The sequence below is a fragment of the Leptolyngbya sp. Cla-17 genome, from assembly GCF_016807185.1.
In the GTDB taxonomy this organism is placed as follows: Bacteria; Cyanobacteriota; Cyanobacteriia; order Leptolyngbyales; family Leptolyngbyaceae; genus ULC077BIN1.
Map to the genome: position 1 here is coordinate 561,366 of NZ_JAEVYN010000001.1, position 15,622 is coordinate 576,987.

15 protein-coding genes and 1 tRNA gene are annotated in these 15,622 nt (G+C 47.2%); 5 read left to right on the forward strand and 11 right to left on the reverse strand.

The genetic code is table 11. The annotated features are described in order from the left end of the window. Positions 1 to 41: 41 nt before the first annotated feature. The 6 genes from JOY44_RS02660 to JOY44_RS02685 form a co-directional block, all read right to left on the reverse strand. Positions 42 to 503: a gas vesicle protein K gene (locus JOY44_RS02660; protein WP_171572199.1), complete on the reverse strand. Its 462-nt coding sequence runs from the start codon at positions 501 to 503 to the stop codon at positions 42 to 44. Positions 504 to 637: 134 nt separating this feature from the next. Continuing rightward, positions 638 to 1,057, reverse strand: coding sequence for a gas vesicle protein (locus tag JOY44_RS02665; RefSeq protein ID WP_171572200.1), 420 nt, complete (start codon positions 1,055 to 1,057; stop codon positions 638 to 640). Then, positions 1,054 to 2,355, reverse strand: coding sequence for a gas vesicle protein GvpN (gene gvpN / locus JOY44_RS02670; protein ID WP_171572201.1), 1,302 nt, complete (start codon positions 2,353 to 2,355; stop codon positions 1,054 to 1,056). The genes JOY44_RS02665 and gvpN overlap by 4 nt, the downstream gene beginning before the upstream one ends. Before the next feature lie 85 nt (positions 2,356 to 2,440). Further along, complete coding sequence (locus JOY44_RS02675; RefSeq protein ID WP_171572202.1) at positions 2,441 to 3,460, reverse strand: hypothetical protein; 1,020 nt, start codon at positions 3,458 to 3,460, stop codon at positions 2,441 to 2,443. 155 nt (positions 3,461 to 3,615) lie between these two features. Beyond that, the gene (gene gvpA / locus JOY44_RS02680; RefSeq protein ID WP_171572203.1) at positions 3,616 to 3,834 is read right to left on the reverse strand and encodes a gas vesicle structural protein GvpA; all 219 of its coding nucleotides are present in this window, start codon (positions 3,832 to 3,834) and stop codon (positions 3,616 to 3,618) included. 317 nt (positions 3,835 to 4,151) lie between these two features. After that, the gene (locus tag JOY44_RS02685; RefSeq protein ID WP_171573657.1) at positions 4,152 to 5,390 is read right to left on the reverse strand and encodes an NAD(P)/FAD-dependent oxidoreductase; all 1,239 of its coding nucleotides are present in this window, start codon (positions 5,388 to 5,390) and stop codon (positions 4,152 to 4,154) included. 250 nt (positions 5,391 to 5,640) lie between these two features. On the opposite strand from JOY44_RS02685, the gene JOY44_RS02690 reads away from it, so the two are divergent. Then, a complete protein-coding gene (locus tag JOY44_RS02690) occupies positions 5,641 to 6,153 on the forward strand; it encodes a L,D-transpeptidase (protein ID WP_171572204.1) in 513 nt (170 codons plus the stop codon). 10 nt (positions 6,154 to 6,163) lie between these two features. Here the strand turns inward: JOY44_RS02690 and JOY44_RS02695 are convergent. Continuing rightward, positions 6,164 to 6,236, reverse strand: a tRNA-Arg gene (locus tag JOY44_RS02695). Positions 6,237 to 6,714: 478 nt separating this feature from the next. On the opposite strand from JOY44_RS02695, the gene JOY44_RS02700 reads away from it, so the two are divergent. The 3 genes from JOY44_RS02700 to JOY44_RS02710 all read left to right on the forward strand — a co-directional run bounded on the left by JOY44_RS02700 (position 6,715) and on the right by JOY44_RS02710 (position 9,766). Next, the gene (locus tag JOY44_RS02700) at positions 6,715 to 7,377 is read left to right on the forward strand and encodes an Npun_F0813 family protein (protein WP_171572205.1); all 663 of its coding nucleotides are present in this window, start codon (positions 6,715 to 6,717) and stop codon (positions 7,375 to 7,377) included. 130 nt (positions 7,378 to 7,507) lie between these two features. Then, positions 7,508 to 8,587, forward strand: a complete 1,080-nt coding sequence (locus JOY44_RS02705; protein WP_171572206.1) for a hypothetical protein — start codon at positions 7,508 to 7,510, stop codon at positions 8,585 to 8,587. A 93-nt stretch (positions 8,588 to 8,680) separates the two neighbouring features. Further along, on the forward strand, positions 8,681 to 9,766 hold the full coding sequence (locus JOY44_RS02710; RefSeq protein WP_171572207.1) for a helix-turn-helix domain-containing protein: 1,086 nt from the start codon (positions 8,681 to 8,683) through the stop codon (positions 9,764 to 9,766). A gap of 54 nt (positions 9,767 to 9,820) precedes the next feature. On the opposite strand, the gene JOY44_RS02715 is transcribed toward JOY44_RS02710, so the two are convergent. From JOY44_RS02715 to JOY44_RS02730, 4 genes are all read right to left on the reverse strand, one after another. Continuing rightward, positions 9,821 to 10,054 carry a lipopolysaccharide assembly protein LapA domain-containing protein gene (locus JOY44_RS02715; protein ID WP_171572208.1) on the reverse strand — a complete coding sequence of 78 codons (234 nt, stop codon included), beginning with the start codon at positions 10,052 to 10,054 and terminating at the stop codon, positions 9,821 to 9,823. Positions 10,055 to 10,262: 208 nt separating this feature from the next. After that, complete coding sequence (locus tag JOY44_RS02720) at positions 10,263 to 11,894, reverse strand: hypothetical protein (protein ID WP_171572209.1); 1,632 nt, start codon at positions 11,892 to 11,894, stop codon at positions 10,263 to 10,265. Between the two features lie 79 nt (positions 11,895 to 11,973). Beyond that, on the reverse strand, positions 11,974 to 12,522 hold the full coding sequence (gene pgsA / locus JOY44_RS02725) for a CDP-diacylglycerol--glycerol-3-phosphate 3-phosphatidyltransferase (RefSeq protein WP_171572210.1): 549 nt from the start codon (positions 12,520 to 12,522) through the stop codon (positions 11,974 to 11,976). Positions 12,523 to 12,599: 77 nt separating this feature from the next. Beyond that, complete coding sequence (locus JOY44_RS02730; protein WP_197984907.1) at positions 12,600 to 13,583, reverse strand: ChaN family lipoprotein; 984 nt, start codon at positions 13,581 to 13,583, stop codon at positions 12,600 to 12,602. A 272-nt stretch (positions 13,584 to 13,855) separates the two neighbouring features. On the opposite strand from JOY44_RS02730, the gene JOY44_RS02735 reads away from it, so the two are divergent. Then, the gene (locus tag JOY44_RS02735) at positions 13,856 to 15,490 is read left to right on the forward strand and encodes an HD domain-containing phosphohydrolase (protein ID WP_171572211.1); all 1,635 of its coding nucleotides are present in this window, start codon (positions 13,856 to 13,858) and stop codon (positions 15,488 to 15,490) included. Positions 15,491 to 15,622 lie beyond the last annotated feature (132 nt).

The window sequence follows — 15,622 nt, forward strand, 5'->3', positions numbered from 1 at the left end:
TTAGCGCTAGCCTAACTCACCCCTGCTGAAGTTGTTGTTCGTCAGATTGGTTTGGAGGTGAGGACTAACTGGAGCTTGGCATGAATCAAGTCAATGTCAGCGAGTCCGATATCCACCTGCCCTTGAACGACGATGCCCGTGTTGAGCAGGCGATCGAGCAGTTCCAGGATGGTGGGGCTAGTGGATTTTTCGCCAGGATAGTAGCCACCGTTTGTGGGGAGGAGGGTGCCCACTTCTCCCAGGTCGATGTTTAAGTCTTTGGGGTCGATGTCAAAGGTCTCACAGGTCTGGATCACCTGTGCTTCTAGTTTGCGGAGGCTTTCAGATGCGCGATCGAGGTCTTCATCGCTCAGTTCGTCAGCTTCCATGCGGCGAATGACCTGGGCTTCCATCAGTTGCCGCAGTAGTTCCACCACGGTCAGCAACAGGGGCGCGAGTCCAGCGTCTTTACTGACTTTAGGGTTTGAGGAAATGGCGTGGATGGGAAGGTCGGGTGAAGTCATGGGTATTGCGATCGCCCGTTAAAAAAGCGGCTTAACCTCCATTGTGGGGGATGGATGGGTAAACCGCTGAGTCTAGGAGAGAAAAGTAAAACGAGAAAAACAACAGTTCGGAGTTGGGAAGACAAGCCAGGATTCTATAAATCTTGAGCGAGAGAATCCAATGACGACCAAGCAGGTGCAGGAGGGGTGGCAGCGACAGGTGTGGCGGGGAGTGATCGCAGGGTCTTTAGTTCCGCCTCTAGGTTTTCCACCCGCTCCATCAGCTTATGATTTGCTTCGATTAAGCTACTTGCCTGGGAGTTAAAGTGGGGATTGTTTTCCCACCAGTTAATGCCAATTTCGCGGGCTTTATCCACCGAGGAAATCAGTAAGCGAATGCGGATGTTAATCAGTTCGGTATCGGCGACAGAAATCGAAATATCACCAGCAATCACAATGCCTTTATCCAACACACGCTCTAGCACGTCTGCCAGGCTAGAGCCTTGAGTGGAGTTAACGATCGATCGCGCTGAATCTTTGGTTGAAAGGGGTGCCCCAGAAAGTTTGGTCGTCATGATGCATTCTCCATCAACACGTAAAGGCGATTTCGCAAGACAATTTTGCTACCTTCCATTAGCAAGCGTAGGGTATCCACTGTTTGGAATCGATCGAGCCGCAGTGCCCGTTCAATTTCCGAAAGTTTGGAGCCTTTGCTGCGCTGCAAGTAGTCCAAAATGGCTTGCTCAGAGGATGCTGTCGTTTGAGGCTCCGGCTCTGCAAGGGTCCCAAGAGATTCGCTTTGCGCTAGGGCGATCGCGTCATCAGTATGCGGGGGCAATTTCTCGGAGGTATCTACCTCACTTGCCAGCACTGCCAAATCTTGAGCAATCGTGTCAGCGACGGATACGGCAGCTGTTACGACACCAACGCCATTTAAGCAATCTGCTTCTGACACATTTTCTGTCAGTTCTGGCACCGCACCAACGCCCTCTTGGATCAGGTCATTTAACACTTCCCATAGCGCTTTAGTAGCAGCCTCAAGCGAAGTACTGGCGCGGGAAAGCAGAATATCAGAGCAGATATCGCGGAAGTCTACATTTTCAGGCGCGACGGGAATCCCATGTTCCTGGGCGATCTTAGCAATCATCAAGCAGGAGCGCAGTCCAGATATTTTCTCAGACTGGGTTTTTCGTCGAAAAGTACGGACTAGGCGAGTCACAATCACAGCGCTGGCGCGATCGCACTCTGCTTTTTGCACCAAAATTTCTTGCTGGGTCAACTCATCCGGCTCTGGAATATTGATAGTAATTAGCCGATCCATCAACGCATCCTGCGTATCGTGAACGCCGCAATATTCTTCAGGATTGGACGTGAGAATCGCGCGGAAATCAGGACTCACCCGCAAATATTCACTGCGATTGTTGCTGGGTGGCAGCACCAGCAGCTTTTCTTCCAGGGCTGACAGCAGCACATTATTCACTTCCGGGCGAGAACGGTTGAATTCGTCATAGACCAAGGTGAACCCTTCCCGACATGCCAAAGTTAGACGAGAATCCGTCCAATTTTGGCGAAACTCATCTTCCACCTTGACGACACTGTGGATGTAGTTATCCACAACTTTTTTGCGGGTGTAGCCCGTTTGTCCGCCAATCAAGTCAGAGGTTTTGAACTCATCATCGCCATACACCAACATCAATGGACGGGCGACCAGATCTGCTAAATGCAGCGCTAGAGTTGTTTTTCCGGTTCCGGCTGGACCTCGCAAATGAATTGAATATCCCGACTGCAAATAGCGCAATGCACGAACAATAATCCGTTCTACGGATGGAGTGCTGACAAATCGACGGGGGCTAACTCGAAGGACAGTAGTCACAATGGAAACCTCGTAGAGAAGGGAGTTACGTCAGGAGTGCGGAGTTGGGAGTGGGGAGGGTTTAGCCCTATCTCTTTCCCATTTTCTATTTCTGCACCAAGTCCTCTTGAATCAAATAAATGCGATCGCGTTGAGTAATAAGTCCTTTTTTAATCAGCGATCGCAGAGCGTCTACGGCTTGAAAACGGTTGATCTGAAGGGAAGATTCGATTTGGGTAAGACGCGCACCCTGGCTTTTATGCAGAAAGTTGTATACTGCTTTTTCAGAATTTGCAGCTTCTGTGCTTTCTTTAGTTTTAGAAAAGACTTTTGGAGATTTCGCTGGAGCACTGGCAGCGGCACGAGTGCGAGGAAAAGCGACCCTTTTAGCAGGCGCTTTCGTAGTCGTCATTGTGGCTGAAGGTTTCGCCGCGATCGCCTCTGGAGTGGATGCGGCAACTTCCAGGGGGATAGCCGTGTTTATAATGGCAGTCGGTATAACTTCAGGTGCAGATTCAATCACACATTCATCAGATGATGCCTGCCCCCAAACGGATGATTGCAAAGACTGGTGAAAATGGCGCAACTCTTCCCGGAAGGGGGCTAGCTGAGCAAAAAATGTTTGATTATCCGCAGTCAACGCCGCCCGATTTTGCTGCAAGTTTTGGCGCAGCAGATCTGCTTGATGGAGACGCAGAGTTTCCAGTTCAGACAAGTAGCTTTGCACATCCGATCGCAGTGTTTCGATGAAGGTGCCTAACTCCTGGCGCAGAGCTTGCTGGTTTTGAATGCGCTCCTGTTGGCACTGGGCTAAAAATACCTGCGTGCTTGCCGACAGGTCGGATAAATCAACCTGAAATGACTGACGTAGCAGACTTACAGTGGCTTGCAGTTCGGTATGAAAATCTTGTAGCGTTGCTTGAAAGATTTGAAACTCACTCCGGCGCTCCTCGTTCTGCTGCATCAATCCTTCTCGAAATAGGCTCAAACTACTGTGGCAACGGGATGCGGTCAGTTGCCGAGATTGATGCGCTTCCGATAAAAATTGCTGAACTTGGTGTTGCCTATCCAAGTGGCTCTGTTGGCGTTGCAGCCGTTCTGATTGCCAGGAATCTCTTAAAGCCATACTCTTGTCTCCTAAATCATCTAGGAAATTACCTAGGACTTTTTCGTTTGGTTGATTTCCATTCGCTAAAACCACGGTTTTTCTTGAAAGAATCCAAACCCCCAATCTGCAAAAATTTAGAAAAAGGGGGTTTAGAAACTAACAAGATTAGTCGCTTAGCTAGCGGGAACTGCCGCTTGAGAGGTTAAACCAACCGCTTCCGCATACTTCAGGTAAGTTTCAACAGACGCGATGACAATCCGAGCTTCGATCGCCAACAGTTCGATCCCAACCAGTGATACGCGAACCCATGCATCAATCACAATGCCTTTGTCTAAAATGCGATCAACGACTTCAGCCAAGCTAGATGACGAATTTACTTTTTCAACAGCCATTGTTTTATGCCTCTTTTTGAATAACAGGAACTCGATGATCACCCTGAGGAAACCGAGTTGGTTTTCAGAGGTTATTGACTTCCACGTTCATAGAATAAACAGGCTGATCCCTAAAACAACGTGTCGCAATTACGGAATCTTCAGCCCCCTGCCTGACTACGGATCGAACAATTACTGATCTTTTAGAGAAAATTATTAAGTAAGCTCTAGAATTGCAATTTTTAGTTACGAATTTCTACTAAAGTCACTTTTCAGGCTGCTTTGCGGGTACTTTGCACCACTACTGGGATTCCCTACGAGATGGCAAAGCCAAATGCTCAGTGAGTCAGTTTCCGTAAGCGAGAGGTCAAGCGAGTCCACAAGGAATCAAGTTTTCGCAGGAAATATTGAGGTAGCCCCTTCGAGACTTTTTCAAACCGATAGAAGAAAAGAATATCCACCACATCTTCCAAACTGAGCGGACGAAGATAGGCGACGACTTTATCGACAATTTCGTCGCAGTCTTGCAAATATTTCTTCATGCCAAACTTTTCGGATAGGTTCCAGGTTTTGAGAAACACTCGATGCATCTCGGTTTGATAATCCTGAAAACTATCGGTTTGGCGATCAAGATATTTTTGAATATGCTTGCTAGCAATTTCTGCGCCCTGCATTGCATGACGGATGCCCTCGCCACCCAAGAAATTAACCGTAGAAACGGCATCGCCGATCGCGATCGCACTCTCTCGATAATAGACATCTTGCAAACCACAGCTATATTTCAGCGTTGCGCCATGCACCTCAATTAGCCTGTAATCAGAGAGGTGCATGTAGTCTTGCAAGATTAAGTGAATGTAGTGCTTCAGTGGCTCTGTTTCCTTGACAACTTCATGTTCGGCATTGATAATACCTGCCCCTACTTTCAGCCGATTGGGTGCCATCGGAAAAATCCACGAATAGCCTTTGGGCATCCACTTGTAGCCTAAAAAGAAGGTGAGCGCGTCGCTATACCGCTGATAGACCTCATCAGAGACTTCAATTAGATATTCGATGCCCGTCCCTGAGAGAAATTCTGGCTTCGGGTCATTTTTGCCATACATCACCGCCCGAAACGGACCCGTAGCATCCACGACCACACGAGCGCCAACGGTCACGGCTTCCCCATTTCGCACCAATGACACGACTGTTTGCCCATTGCTTTGGTCACTGCTGTGACTATGGCTAACATAGCGGCAGTTCATCCATACCTTGCCACCGATCGCTTTGATGTCGCTTGCCAAAAATTCCCGCAGTTTGCCAAAATCCAATACCGCACCGATCGCAGATGGGGTTTTCCATTCGCCCTGCTGGTTTGAGGTGACGACCACAAATTTATTCCAATAAGTGCCTACAACGCTATCTGGCAGGTCATATTGGCTCAACGTTTCCAGCGGTGTACCTGCGCTAGAAAAGCTGTTGATGGCAAAATCTTTATGCCGTTCTACCAACAAAACGCTGCGTCCGGCTTTTGCCAGCGATCGCGCACATTGCCCCCCCGCTGGGCCACCGCCTACCACCACCACATCAAATTCCTGCATCGGTTCAACCGGAAAACTACCCAATCGTTTCAACGTAAGGATAGCTCAGAATTTCTTGTCGCATATTTAGTTGCATATTATTCAGAGGGCAAATCATACTTGCATTCCACTACGCCGTTTGAGTTTAAGAATTCAACTTCAAACGGAGAATCACCGCGATTTGTTTGATAATTCTTAAGCTTTGCGATCGCCATCTACCATCTGCTAGATCCCTTAGCCTACGATAGTCATGAAGCCATGAATCAAGCCTGTGAATAGCCAATTTTTTCGACGCTGTGGTGTTTGGATTCGTTCATTGATTGCGATCGGTCTAGTGCCTTTATCAGCCGAACTCGTTTGGACGCAAGAGCCTTCTTTCTTACTTGCCCAGCAGACACCCATCCCGCAGCTTAAGAAGTTAAAGCAATCCGAAGAACGCTGGATCGAAATTGATTTATCTAAGCAGCGGCTAATTGCCTGGGAAGGCAATCGCCCTGTTTATGCCGTCATCGTATCTACAGGCAAAGCTTCTACCCCTACACCAACAGGGGTATTTTCCATCCAAACACGCTATCGCACAACTCGAATGAGCGGAGATGGCTACGATATTCCATCTGTGCCTTATGCCATGTTCTATCATCGCGGCTATGCAATTCATGGTGCTGACTGGCATAACAGTTTTGGTACTCCAGTCAGCCATGGTTGCACCAACGTTGCAGTCAACCATGCCCGCTGGATTTACAATTGGGCAAGCGTTGGAACTCCAATCGTTGTGCGTAATTAGCCAGTTTTAACGGATCCTACAGGATTCGAACCTGTGACCGATCGCTTAGAAGGCGATTGCTCTATCCACTGAGCTAAGGATCCATACTCATCAGCAAAGTTAGAATAAACATAAACTTTTGCATCTGAACTCAAAAACGTAGTCTTAATATATTAAATCGTCCATTTAAACAGCAGGAGTTTAATCAAGGATTTAATCAAACTGTAGAAACGCGATGTTTAAACCTGCTTGGGTAGATAGTCAAATCTATTGAAACATCAATTGCTTTTAACAAAGCCATCCACTCAGCTTACCAGCTTACAATATTGCCGTTTAGTTTAGGTCTTTAGAAAAGTCTTGCGTTACGATTAGCAGGATTTCGGAGAAATTAACACAATGCATCCAAGATTTTGAGCCTGTTGTAAGTTTGGTGCCAAAAAATGGGAATTCCTTGAGGTAAAGCTTGGGATAAGCCCCTCAACTAAACCTAACCTTTGTCCTTGACGGGTCATCGGTATGATAAGATTGCCCATCTCTTAAAACAAGCCAACGAAGCCCTGATCAGGAGTAATTGCTAGCGTCATGTTTATTCTGAAGCGGCAGGATGTTGAGATTTCTAGCGTTCAGCACCCCAAGCGAGATCAACAAGTCCCCATCCTGACCTATCAGGGGCAAACGTTCCGCTTGATTAGTGTGTTTAATGCTGCTCAGGAAGAAGATGCAAAAGCGTTTTGGCGAGATTTGACTGATAACCAGGGAAAAGCCTGCGTTTTATTGGAAGAACCCGATCGCTATAGCGTCTGGGGCAAGATTAGATTAGAGCAATTTGCAACTGAAGCAGAACATGAAACTTCTCTAAATCCTGCTTATGTTAAAGGTGCTTTACTCATGCTACAAGCCGTGTTTATTGACATTGAAGATCTGCTGGGCAATCGACAAGCCGGTCTTTTTCAAAAAGATATTTCTGAGATGTTTAAGCAATGGCGCTTTCCCCAAGCAGACACTCCAGATGCAGTGAAGTATTTGATCACCGTAGACCCTCTGAATGCAGCTAGTCTTCCAGCTTGGCAGGAGCACCATCTTAATACTTTGTTGCAAGAACTCCATCGGATTGGTAAATCGTATTTCGGAAATACTAGTTTTGCTCAGCGGTCAATTGATGCATTGCAGGATCTGCCCTCTATCGAACAAAATCAAGTTTCCGCTTGGTTAAATCGATCCCCACTGGGCAAGCTGTGGCGATAAATTATCGATAGGTTAAAGAATCTTTGATAAATGTGCTGCAAACATCCGACTTTGTGCGACTCTTGCTGGATATGTTTTTATTTTTGCAAGTCGTCCCGCTTCTGACGCAGCTACCCCCAGGAATTAATCTATGAGCAGTGCAGACAAGTCATCTGATAAACCATTTCTATCTGTTCAAGCCATTGTTCTAGCTGAGATTGGCTGGGCAGTCTCAGCTTTGTTATTTTTTCTCTTATTTGGTGTGACGGCTGAAAGGGAAGTGCGTCCATTTTGGTATTCACTGGGAACCTCCATTTTTGAGGCAACTTCTTATCTCATTGCTGCATTACTTTGTTTTCGCAACTGGCGAAGCTCCCAAATTGTTAGTGGACGCGGGGTCTGGCTGGGCATTGGGCTGGGTATGTTTTTTTACTTCCTTGGAAATTTGCTGTTCAGCTACTGGGAATTGGGCTTAGGATTGGAGCCGACAGTTTCTCCAGCAGATTTGTTCTTTATTCTGACCTATGTATTTTTGCTCTGGGGTATGTTTCAGGCAGTGTTTTCTAGGCGGTTAAATTTGGAGCTTTGGCAGAAAGGAATCATTGGCGCGATCGCCATTGTTGGCATCGCCATTGCAATTGTGCTTTCCACCGCAAAACCTGCGGAGCCACCAGCCTCAAAGCTAGATTCTGGGTACATGGCTGAAGCACCAAGCCTCAAAGCAAGCATCGACTTTCCATTTGTAGAACCTGTCTCGGCGCTCTTTTCAACTGCTCAAACGTTAAATTTTCCAGCTTTCAAGCTTCCTGACATGACGGCAGAGTCTTTGACAGACGCGGTAGCACAATCTCCTCCTGCTACAGAGCCAAAATCTCAGCCACCTGAGTGGGCGGTCAGTTTGGAACAACAGCTTAAACCTGTGGAATTGCCGATCAACTGGTTTTATCTGCTCTGTGATGTGCTGCTGCTAGTTTTGGCAACTACTTTGCTGCTGGCGTTTTGGGGAGGGCGATTCTCCCAGTCTTGGCGAATGATCGCTGCTGCCGCTTTCTGTCTATATATCGCAGACATTTGGTTTAAATATGCGACGACAATTTTGCCCGATTACAAGAGCGGCGGATTGCCAGAAGTCTTCTGGGTATTTAGCGGGGTGCTGTTTGGGATCGGTGCTGCGCTAGAGTACGATCTCTCCAGCCGCTCTCGTCGGACTGGTTCTCGTCGCCGCGCTTAAGTTTTATCGAATTCGCCCGTCAATCTCCTGTTAGATTGTAAATTCGGAATACAATAAAACAGGCGATCGCCGCTTTTTCATAGCTTGCTCTAAATGATTGCTAAAAAACTTTCCGACTCTGAGAAACATGAAGTAATTGAGCTTTATCGGCAATTGGGTGAGACAACCTCAACCGTTGCGGGTCGATATAGCGTGAGTACTTCTACCATTAGCCGCATCTTAAAAAGCACATTGCCGCCAGATGAATACGAAGCGCTCATTCAGCAAAAGCGCCAATCTGCTCGCTCACCTGAAGATCTGCCCTTGCTGCAAACACCTGCGGTAAATGGGTTAAGTGAGTCGCCTAAACTTATCAAATCGAAACCTGTAATTGTAACTGCTGAGCCAGAAGCTGCTGAGTCAGAAACGGTGGTAATGGAGCAGCCTATTGTATTGGAAACCGCCAATGCTCAGCCTGTAGTTGAATCTGCAATCATTGAATCCATTGAGGAGCCTATTGCTGCACCCGTTGAACAGCCCGTAGCAGTTAAGCCATCCGATCTAAAGAGTGGTCCGATTCTAAAACGGCGATCGCCAATAGTTGTGCCAAACGATGAAGATGAAAGCGAATTGGATGTGTCTGCTAGACGCGAAGATTCGTTAGGTCTGACTGTTGAAGCAAGTACAGGAAAAACGTTTGAGTCTGAAGCTGAGGTATTAAAGGAGATCCTTGCAGAAGAAATTCTTGATCTAGACGAGGAAGACGATCTTGATGACGATCTAGAGGAAGACGACGATCTGGAAGACGACGATGATTTTGAGGATGGTTTGCCCAAGCCTCTATTTGGAACCAACAAATTAGCAGATGGGGCAATCATCCAAATTTTGCCACTAGCAGAGGCTCTGATTCCCCACACTTGCTACCTGGTGATCGATCGCGCTTCTGAACTGATTGCGCCACCTCTTCGAGATTTCGGCGATCTGGGTCAAATTCCTGAAGAAGAGACCCAGAATAAAATCCTGCCAGTGTTTGACAATCATCGAATTGCAAAACGGTATTCCAATCCTCGAACCCAACGAGTGATCAAGCTTCCGGACGGCAAAATCTTACAGAAAACCTATTCTCATCTCAAAGCAAAAGGTATTTCCCGTCTGCTAATTGATGGACGAGTGTATGCGTTGACTGTTAGCGAAGAATAGTTGAGCTAGACGAGCGGAAGTAAAAAGTGTTGCTTCAGGTCTTTAATGACTCAATTAATCGTCTTTGCTGGGGCTTTGGGAAGAAGTTAGCAACAGTTGAACGATCGCCATGCCAACTACGCCAATCCCAACACTAAAGGCCAAAACTAGACCCAGTGGAATCTCAATTGACCGAAAGGTCAATAAGTTTAGAGGAACTGAAGTGAAGTTTTGGACAGAAAGAATTGCGATCGCGCCAATCCACATAGCAACGATCAGTGCAATCAATAAAATTGGCAGCGTTTTCATTACTCTTCCGTCTAAAAGCACAATGCTTTCAGGCTAGCGTGTTTCTCAGCGTTCGACCTTAACCATTTTATTAACAACGCCAACAAAAATAGCCAACAAAAAAACCCGCTAATAGAGTTGCGGGTTTGATGTACCTATGAGTGCTTCAGTGGTAGAAACACTACCTTTTGCCAAATTCCGCAAACCTTGCCAAAAACTGACCCACTTTCTAGCTAGCTTGATTGTAAAAACTCTGTGGAATAAATTCTAAGCCAAGATGAAGTTGCAAATACCCTGGTTGCCAGTCTTGTTCTGTAGTTAGCCATTCAACTGCCATTCCATCCATCATTTGCCCTATTTCAGGGGCGGTTGATTGCAGATTTTGAATCAGTTGATCCGCTAGTGTTTGGAGCAAAATGGGTGCTTGAGTTGATGACTTGGAGATCGCGCCTAGAGGGGGCTGCCAGCTGTCACGTGTCACAAACCGACCGCTTCCAAGATCAATAAACCAAGGCGTATCACCCGCGGCAACTTCCAAAACCGCCAATAGTCGCAATGTTCCCAAAACCCAATCTGATTTTGGCTGAAGCAATTGATAGGTCAGTCCTCCAATCCAATTGGCTGTGCTGTAAGCACTACGAGTGATGTGCCATAAAAGTTTAGGAATCAATTCATCCATCAATAGTTCTGGTTGCAGTAGACAAAAGCTATTTCCAACGGAACTGTAGGTGAGGTTTGAGAGGCGATAGGCTTCGTTTATGACCGCGATCGCCCGTTTTTCTGGCGAAATTTGCTCAGCATGTTGAATCCTATGAAGCGGTTGAGTGAAAGCTTGCTGAAGCGCAAACTGGGCGTAGTCCTCGTGATTTGTGGCTAACCGCACGATGGCTGCTGCTATAAATGACGGATCGGGTATTGCCGTCACAGATATTTGGGTAAGAGGATGGGCCCAATCAGAGTGATTCACGCAGGTTTTAGAATCGATTTCTTCTACCAATTCTGCTTCAACCAAGTTCAGGTATTCCCGCTGATTCAACCCGGATTCTTGAAGCGATTGGGGCAGAAACTCGAAATCTAGCTTGAGTTGAATCTTTCCAACTTGCCAATCCCATCCAGGCAAGAGTATATCCGCGGCAAGTCCTTGCTGTAGGTCTTTGAGGGCAGGAATAGTTTGTAGGAGATCGGCGATCGCGGTTAATTGATGGTCTATCCACCCGCTTGATGAATCTGCATTCGACGTAACACTCAGAAAATCATCCAGTTCAGCTTGAACCTGAAGGGTTCGATCCATCCTTGGGCTTGGAGTGCGGAGAGTCACCAGATCACACTCGCATTGAACTTGTGGAGTGGTGATATTCAATATCACGGCTAGCCGTAATATTCCTGGCACCCACTGTTCCGGTTGCCCAACGCACACTCGAACCCCTTCAATGAGTTGCATGATGGGATAGGAATTGCGGGCAACTGACCACAGAAGGGGTGAGATCAAGCTTTCGAGAAGGGTTAGAAAAGGTTGGGAGCTAGGGGCTAAAAAAGGGCTTAAATGGGTTGATTGCCCTAAGCTCTCCAAAACTTCGTGAACTTCGTCGCTTAGATAGGGGTTTAAGGTTTCGGGAGTCGGTTCACTCGTTTTGTTCCAGCCGCCCTGGGGCGATCGCAGAATGCTGATCTGCTTGACCAGCGTGTGCATTGCAGTCGCTGCGATCGCTGAAACCGTCGGAACGGTCGTCAGTTCCTCCACCAAGGTGCGAGCTGTCAGTCCGCGAAACTTCAGTACCGTTTTGGCTAGAACTTCACATAAAACGATATCTTGTTTCGGTGTTTGAGCGGTGGGGTGGGCATCCGGCAGCCAATCATCCATAGTCACTCTGGGTTGTTCACGGCGGTATTCTCATTTCCTATGGCTAGTATTCCCATCTAAAGGCAATACTGTGGTTTTTTTATGAGCTTGCCGATGGGTAATCTGGGCGCGCTTTTGAGGGCACTAGATAAATCAGCCCAGAGACCAACGTGAGGGCCACCGAAAACCAAAAGGCAACCTGTCCCCAAACCTGCCAATCTGCGGGAAGCGGCGCAATTAGCAGAGCGATCGCGCCAACTTGACTGACGGTTTTCAGCTTGCCCCAAAAGTTGGCACCCAAAATTTCTGTACTTCCCTGTAATGCAGGCGTGACGCGCCATCCTGCGATCGTCAATTCTCGCGCCAAAATCAAAAACACCCCCCAAGCAGGAACTTGCCCCAGTTCTACCAAAGCTAGCAGCGGCGCTAATACCAAAAGCTTGTCTACTAAAGGATCAAGAAATTTCCCAAGTTCTGTTACCTGGTTCAGTTTGCGTGCCAGATAGCCATCGAGCCAATCGGTTCCTGCGCTTAGCAAAAAAAGAACCAACACAATCCAGCGGGGAGCGGCACCAGATTGAGCAAGTCCATACAAAATCGGTGGCACAGCCAATAGGCGAGAGACAGTAACCCAGGTTGGCAAATTCATAGTGACTGTAATAACGATATGAGTTTTAAGAACGGGCTAAGGTTAGGAAAAACACTGGCGTAACCGCGTAGGTGGTGCTAACTCCTATCGCCCGCATGGGAGTTCCAAAAATAATCAGCCGCGGGATTTTCCTGTTTCTGCATGTCTTGAGGTGGATTTAATAGTACTGATCGTTGCTGCACGGGGCGACGCAAAAAGCCTTCGGTTCCAGTGCGGCGGGCTACTCGATTGGGAATGCCGTCTCCATACAGCACATGCCCTTGCCCTACCAATACTACTATCAGACTATCTGGGCGTTTTTGCAGAGTAAAAGCGATTCGATCTGCCATCGTTTCATCCCACAGCACTTGCGCCAAGAAAAATTTCTCAAAATTGGCGCTGCGGCTTGTTCCTGAATGAATCTCGTCATAAATCTGGCGGACGCGCTGGCGATAGGCTTCGGGTTCCAAGCGAATGGCAGATTTCGGTGGAATCCACTGTTGCTCTGCCAGGGTTAAGCTATCTAGCCCAGTGCGCGCCACTTTTCGAGTGATTTCCGTGGGTGTGTTCAGTGCTACAACGGGTAGTTTCCGCTCTTTAGCAAATCGCAAAATGGGGGCGTAAAATTCCCAGGGATAGCCCCATCGTTGTTGATATTGGGTTTGGCTTTGTAGCTCTGCTTCTGATAGATTTCCTGCTAAGTAGCGATCAATCGCAGGTTGGTAAGGACGCTGAAACATTTCTAGGGCGATCGCCAGATTGGGGCGCAACCGATGCAATTCTTGAAGAATATAAAGCTGTGCTTGATGATCTTCTGGGCGATCGTGGGTTTCCGCCAAATACACCACTTCTGCTTGCGCTAGATCTTGCAAAACGACAGCAGATGATTCAACTTGCTGGTTGGGGCGATGAATAGTAGGTTTTAAGCCAGCTTCTGGGTTGAGCGCACGGGCATCACAGGGAAGCCACAGCAGAAATAGCCCTGATAGGAATGCCCACACGATTGTTGATTGCTGGATAGTCATGGTTTTATCCTGTTTTGTAACTAGCTTGAACGCGATCGCCACAGCCGAACCATCCATACCAGCGAATCTTGTTCATATCTACATCGCTTTGACTCCGCCGAGAGATCCGGATGCCGAACTGCTCGGATATGCTTGGGATAGAACAAACAATAAAAACTGAGTTACTTGTTAATACTGTCGCCTGTTAATGCTGTAGAGAGGCGGTGCTTTAACCAGCCTAGATGATTGCTCTATAGATGCCTCCTAAATTTTTTATGATCTAATCCTATATTTTGTCCATTTATCACAGCATGTTAGGGAAATTACCACTCGCCAGCTTGGGGTTGAGTATGTCAGACAGTCAAAATGTCTTTCAAGTGGCAACCGATCGCGCCGAGTTGATTGAGCAACTTCTTGAGATCGGAACAGCGCTCTCCAGAACGAACGATTTGGGAGAAGTACTCAACTTAATCTTGACGAAATGCCGGGAAATTACTTGCAGTGATGCAGGCAGCGTCTACCTGATCGATCATTCGGTTGATGTTCCAAGCCTTCTGTTTAAGGTCGCTCAAAACTTTTCCAGCCCTACTACCTTTCGAGAATTCACCATGCCAATGACTCAAAAGAGCTTGGCTGGCTATGTTGCTATAACTGGAAACACCCTGAACCTGCCTGATGCTTACGAAACTCCACCCGATGCGCCGTATCAACTTGATCGTAGTTTTGATCAAAGTATTCACTATCGGACGCGATCGGTGTTGATTTTACCGATGCAAAACCAGCGTGGCGATACCATCGGAGTCTTGCAACTGATTAATCGCAAAACGTCTTCTGATGCGATAGTCACCCCCGAAAATGCGCTAACTGTGACTCAACCTTACTCAAAATGGGAAGAGCGCGTTTTGAAATCCTTGGCGAGTCAAGCGGCTATCTCGCTTGAGCGCAATCAGTTGCATCAAAGCATTGAAAATTTATTTGAAGGTTTTGTCAAAGCCTCTGTTCAAGTGATTGAAGCTCGCGATCCTTGCACATCGGGGCACTCTGAAAGGGTTGCCGATTTAACTGTGCGCCTTAGCGAAGAGGTGAGCGCTGTATCATCTGGGCTATTGGCACCCATTGCTTTCAACCGTCACCAAATTCAAGAAGTTCGATATGCTGCCTTACTTCACGATTTTGGCAAAGTGGGCGTGCCAGAAGCTGTTTTGGTCAAAGCGAAGAAGCTTTATCCCTTGCAGCTAGAAGTTGTCAAACATCGGTTTGCGCTGGCTCAACGAACCCTCGAAATGGAGTGTGCCCAAGCCAAATATCGCCATTTAGTTGAACACCCTAGTCATCTGCTTCGGCATTCTAATCCGTCAGATTCTAGTTGTTTGCATTGTCAAGAGCTGGAGCAGTTGAATGCTCAATCGGCTGACGCGATCGCTCAGCTAAAGTACTACTGGGACATCCTTTTAGAAGCGAACGAACCCCGCATTTTGTCAGAAGAACCGCTGTTGCAATTAAAGGAGCTAGCTCGGTTTACCTACCGTGATCTGGATGGTTTGGAAAAGCCACTCGTCACGCCAGAGGAAATGGAACAACTCTTGGTGCGTCGGGGTAACCTCACCGAAACAGAGCGAGAGGCAATTCAATCGCATGTCACACATACCTACGAATTCCTCAAGCGCATCCCGTGGACTAAAGATCTGCAAGGAGTCCCCTTAATTGCGTATGGACATCATGAAAAATTGGATGGATCAGGCTATCCCAGAGGTTTGAATGAAGACGAGATTCCGATTCAATCTCAAATCATGGCGATCGCTGACATTTATGATGCACTGACAGCGGGCGATCGTCCTTATAAGCGCAGCCTAGCCATCTCATCGTCTATTCAAATTTTGAAACAAGAAGCCAAACATAATAAACTCAATACCGAGTTAGTTCTACTGTTTGAGCATCGGCGTGTATTCTCTGTCTTAGGACATCAGCTAGGCACACAAGCCTAAGTCAAATTCGCTGCCCGTTTGCTGAAGAAAAATTTCAATCTCAATACTTCCAATAAAATGTATTCTAAGTTGCAAAAACTCGGAAAATCAAAGCCTAATCTTAAAGTAGGCTGATTAACCCAAGTGCAGATT

Excerpts from the sequence above, each read along its gene's own strand:
- JOY44_RS02665 (WP_171572200.1), bottom strand. The coding sequence starts at position 1,057 with ATGACGACCAAACTTTCTGGGGCACCCCTTTCAACCAAAGATTCAGCG.
- pgsA (WP_171572210.1), bottom strand. The coding sequence starts at position 12,522 with ATGAATTTGCCAACCTGGGTTACTGTCTCTCGCCTATTGGCTGTGCCA.
- JOY44_RS02700 (WP_171572205.1), top strand. The coding sequence starts at position 6,715 with ATGTTTATTCTGAAGCGGCAGGATGTTGAGATTTCTAGCGTTCAGCAC.
- JOY44_RS02660 (WP_171572199.1), bottom strand. The coding sequence starts at position 503 with ATGACTTCACCCGACCTTCCCATCCACGCCATTTCCTCAAACCCTAAA.
- JOY44_RS02685 (WP_171573657.1), bottom strand. The coding sequence starts at position 5,390 with ATGCAGGAATTTGATGTGGTGGTGGTAGGCGGTGGCCCAGCGGGGGGG.
- JOY44_RS02675 (WP_171572202.1), bottom strand. The coding sequence starts at position 3,460 with ATGGCTTTAAGAGATTCCTGGCAATCAGAACGGCTGCAACGCCAACAG.
- JOY44_RS02705 (WP_171572206.1), top strand. The coding sequence starts at position 7,508 with ATGAGCAGTGCAGACAAGTCATCTGATAAACCATTTCTATCTGTTCAA.
- JOY44_RS02735 (WP_171572211.1), top strand. The coding sequence starts at position 13,856 with ATGTCAGACAGTCAAAATGTCTTTCAAGTGGCAACCGATCGCGCCGAG.
- JOY44_RS02710 (WP_171572207.1), top strand. The coding sequence starts at position 8,681 with ATGATTGCTAAAAAACTTTCCGACTCTGAGAAACATGAAGTAATTGAG.
- gvpA (WP_171572203.1), bottom strand. The coding sequence starts at position 3,834 with ATGGCTGTTGAAAAAGTAAATTCGTCATCTAGCTTGGCTGAAGTCGTT.
- JOY44_RS02730 (WP_197984907.1), bottom strand. The coding sequence starts at position 13,583 with ATGGATGGTTCGGCTGTGGCGATCGCGTTCAAGCTAGTTACAAAACAG.
- JOY44_RS02720 (WP_171572209.1), bottom strand. The coding sequence starts at position 11,894 with ATGGATGATTGGCTGCCGGATGCCCACCCCACCGCTCAAACACCGAAA.
- JOY44_RS02715 (WP_171572208.1), bottom strand. The coding sequence starts at position 10,054 with ATGAAAACGCTGCCAATTTTATTGATTGCACTGATCGTTGCTATGTGG.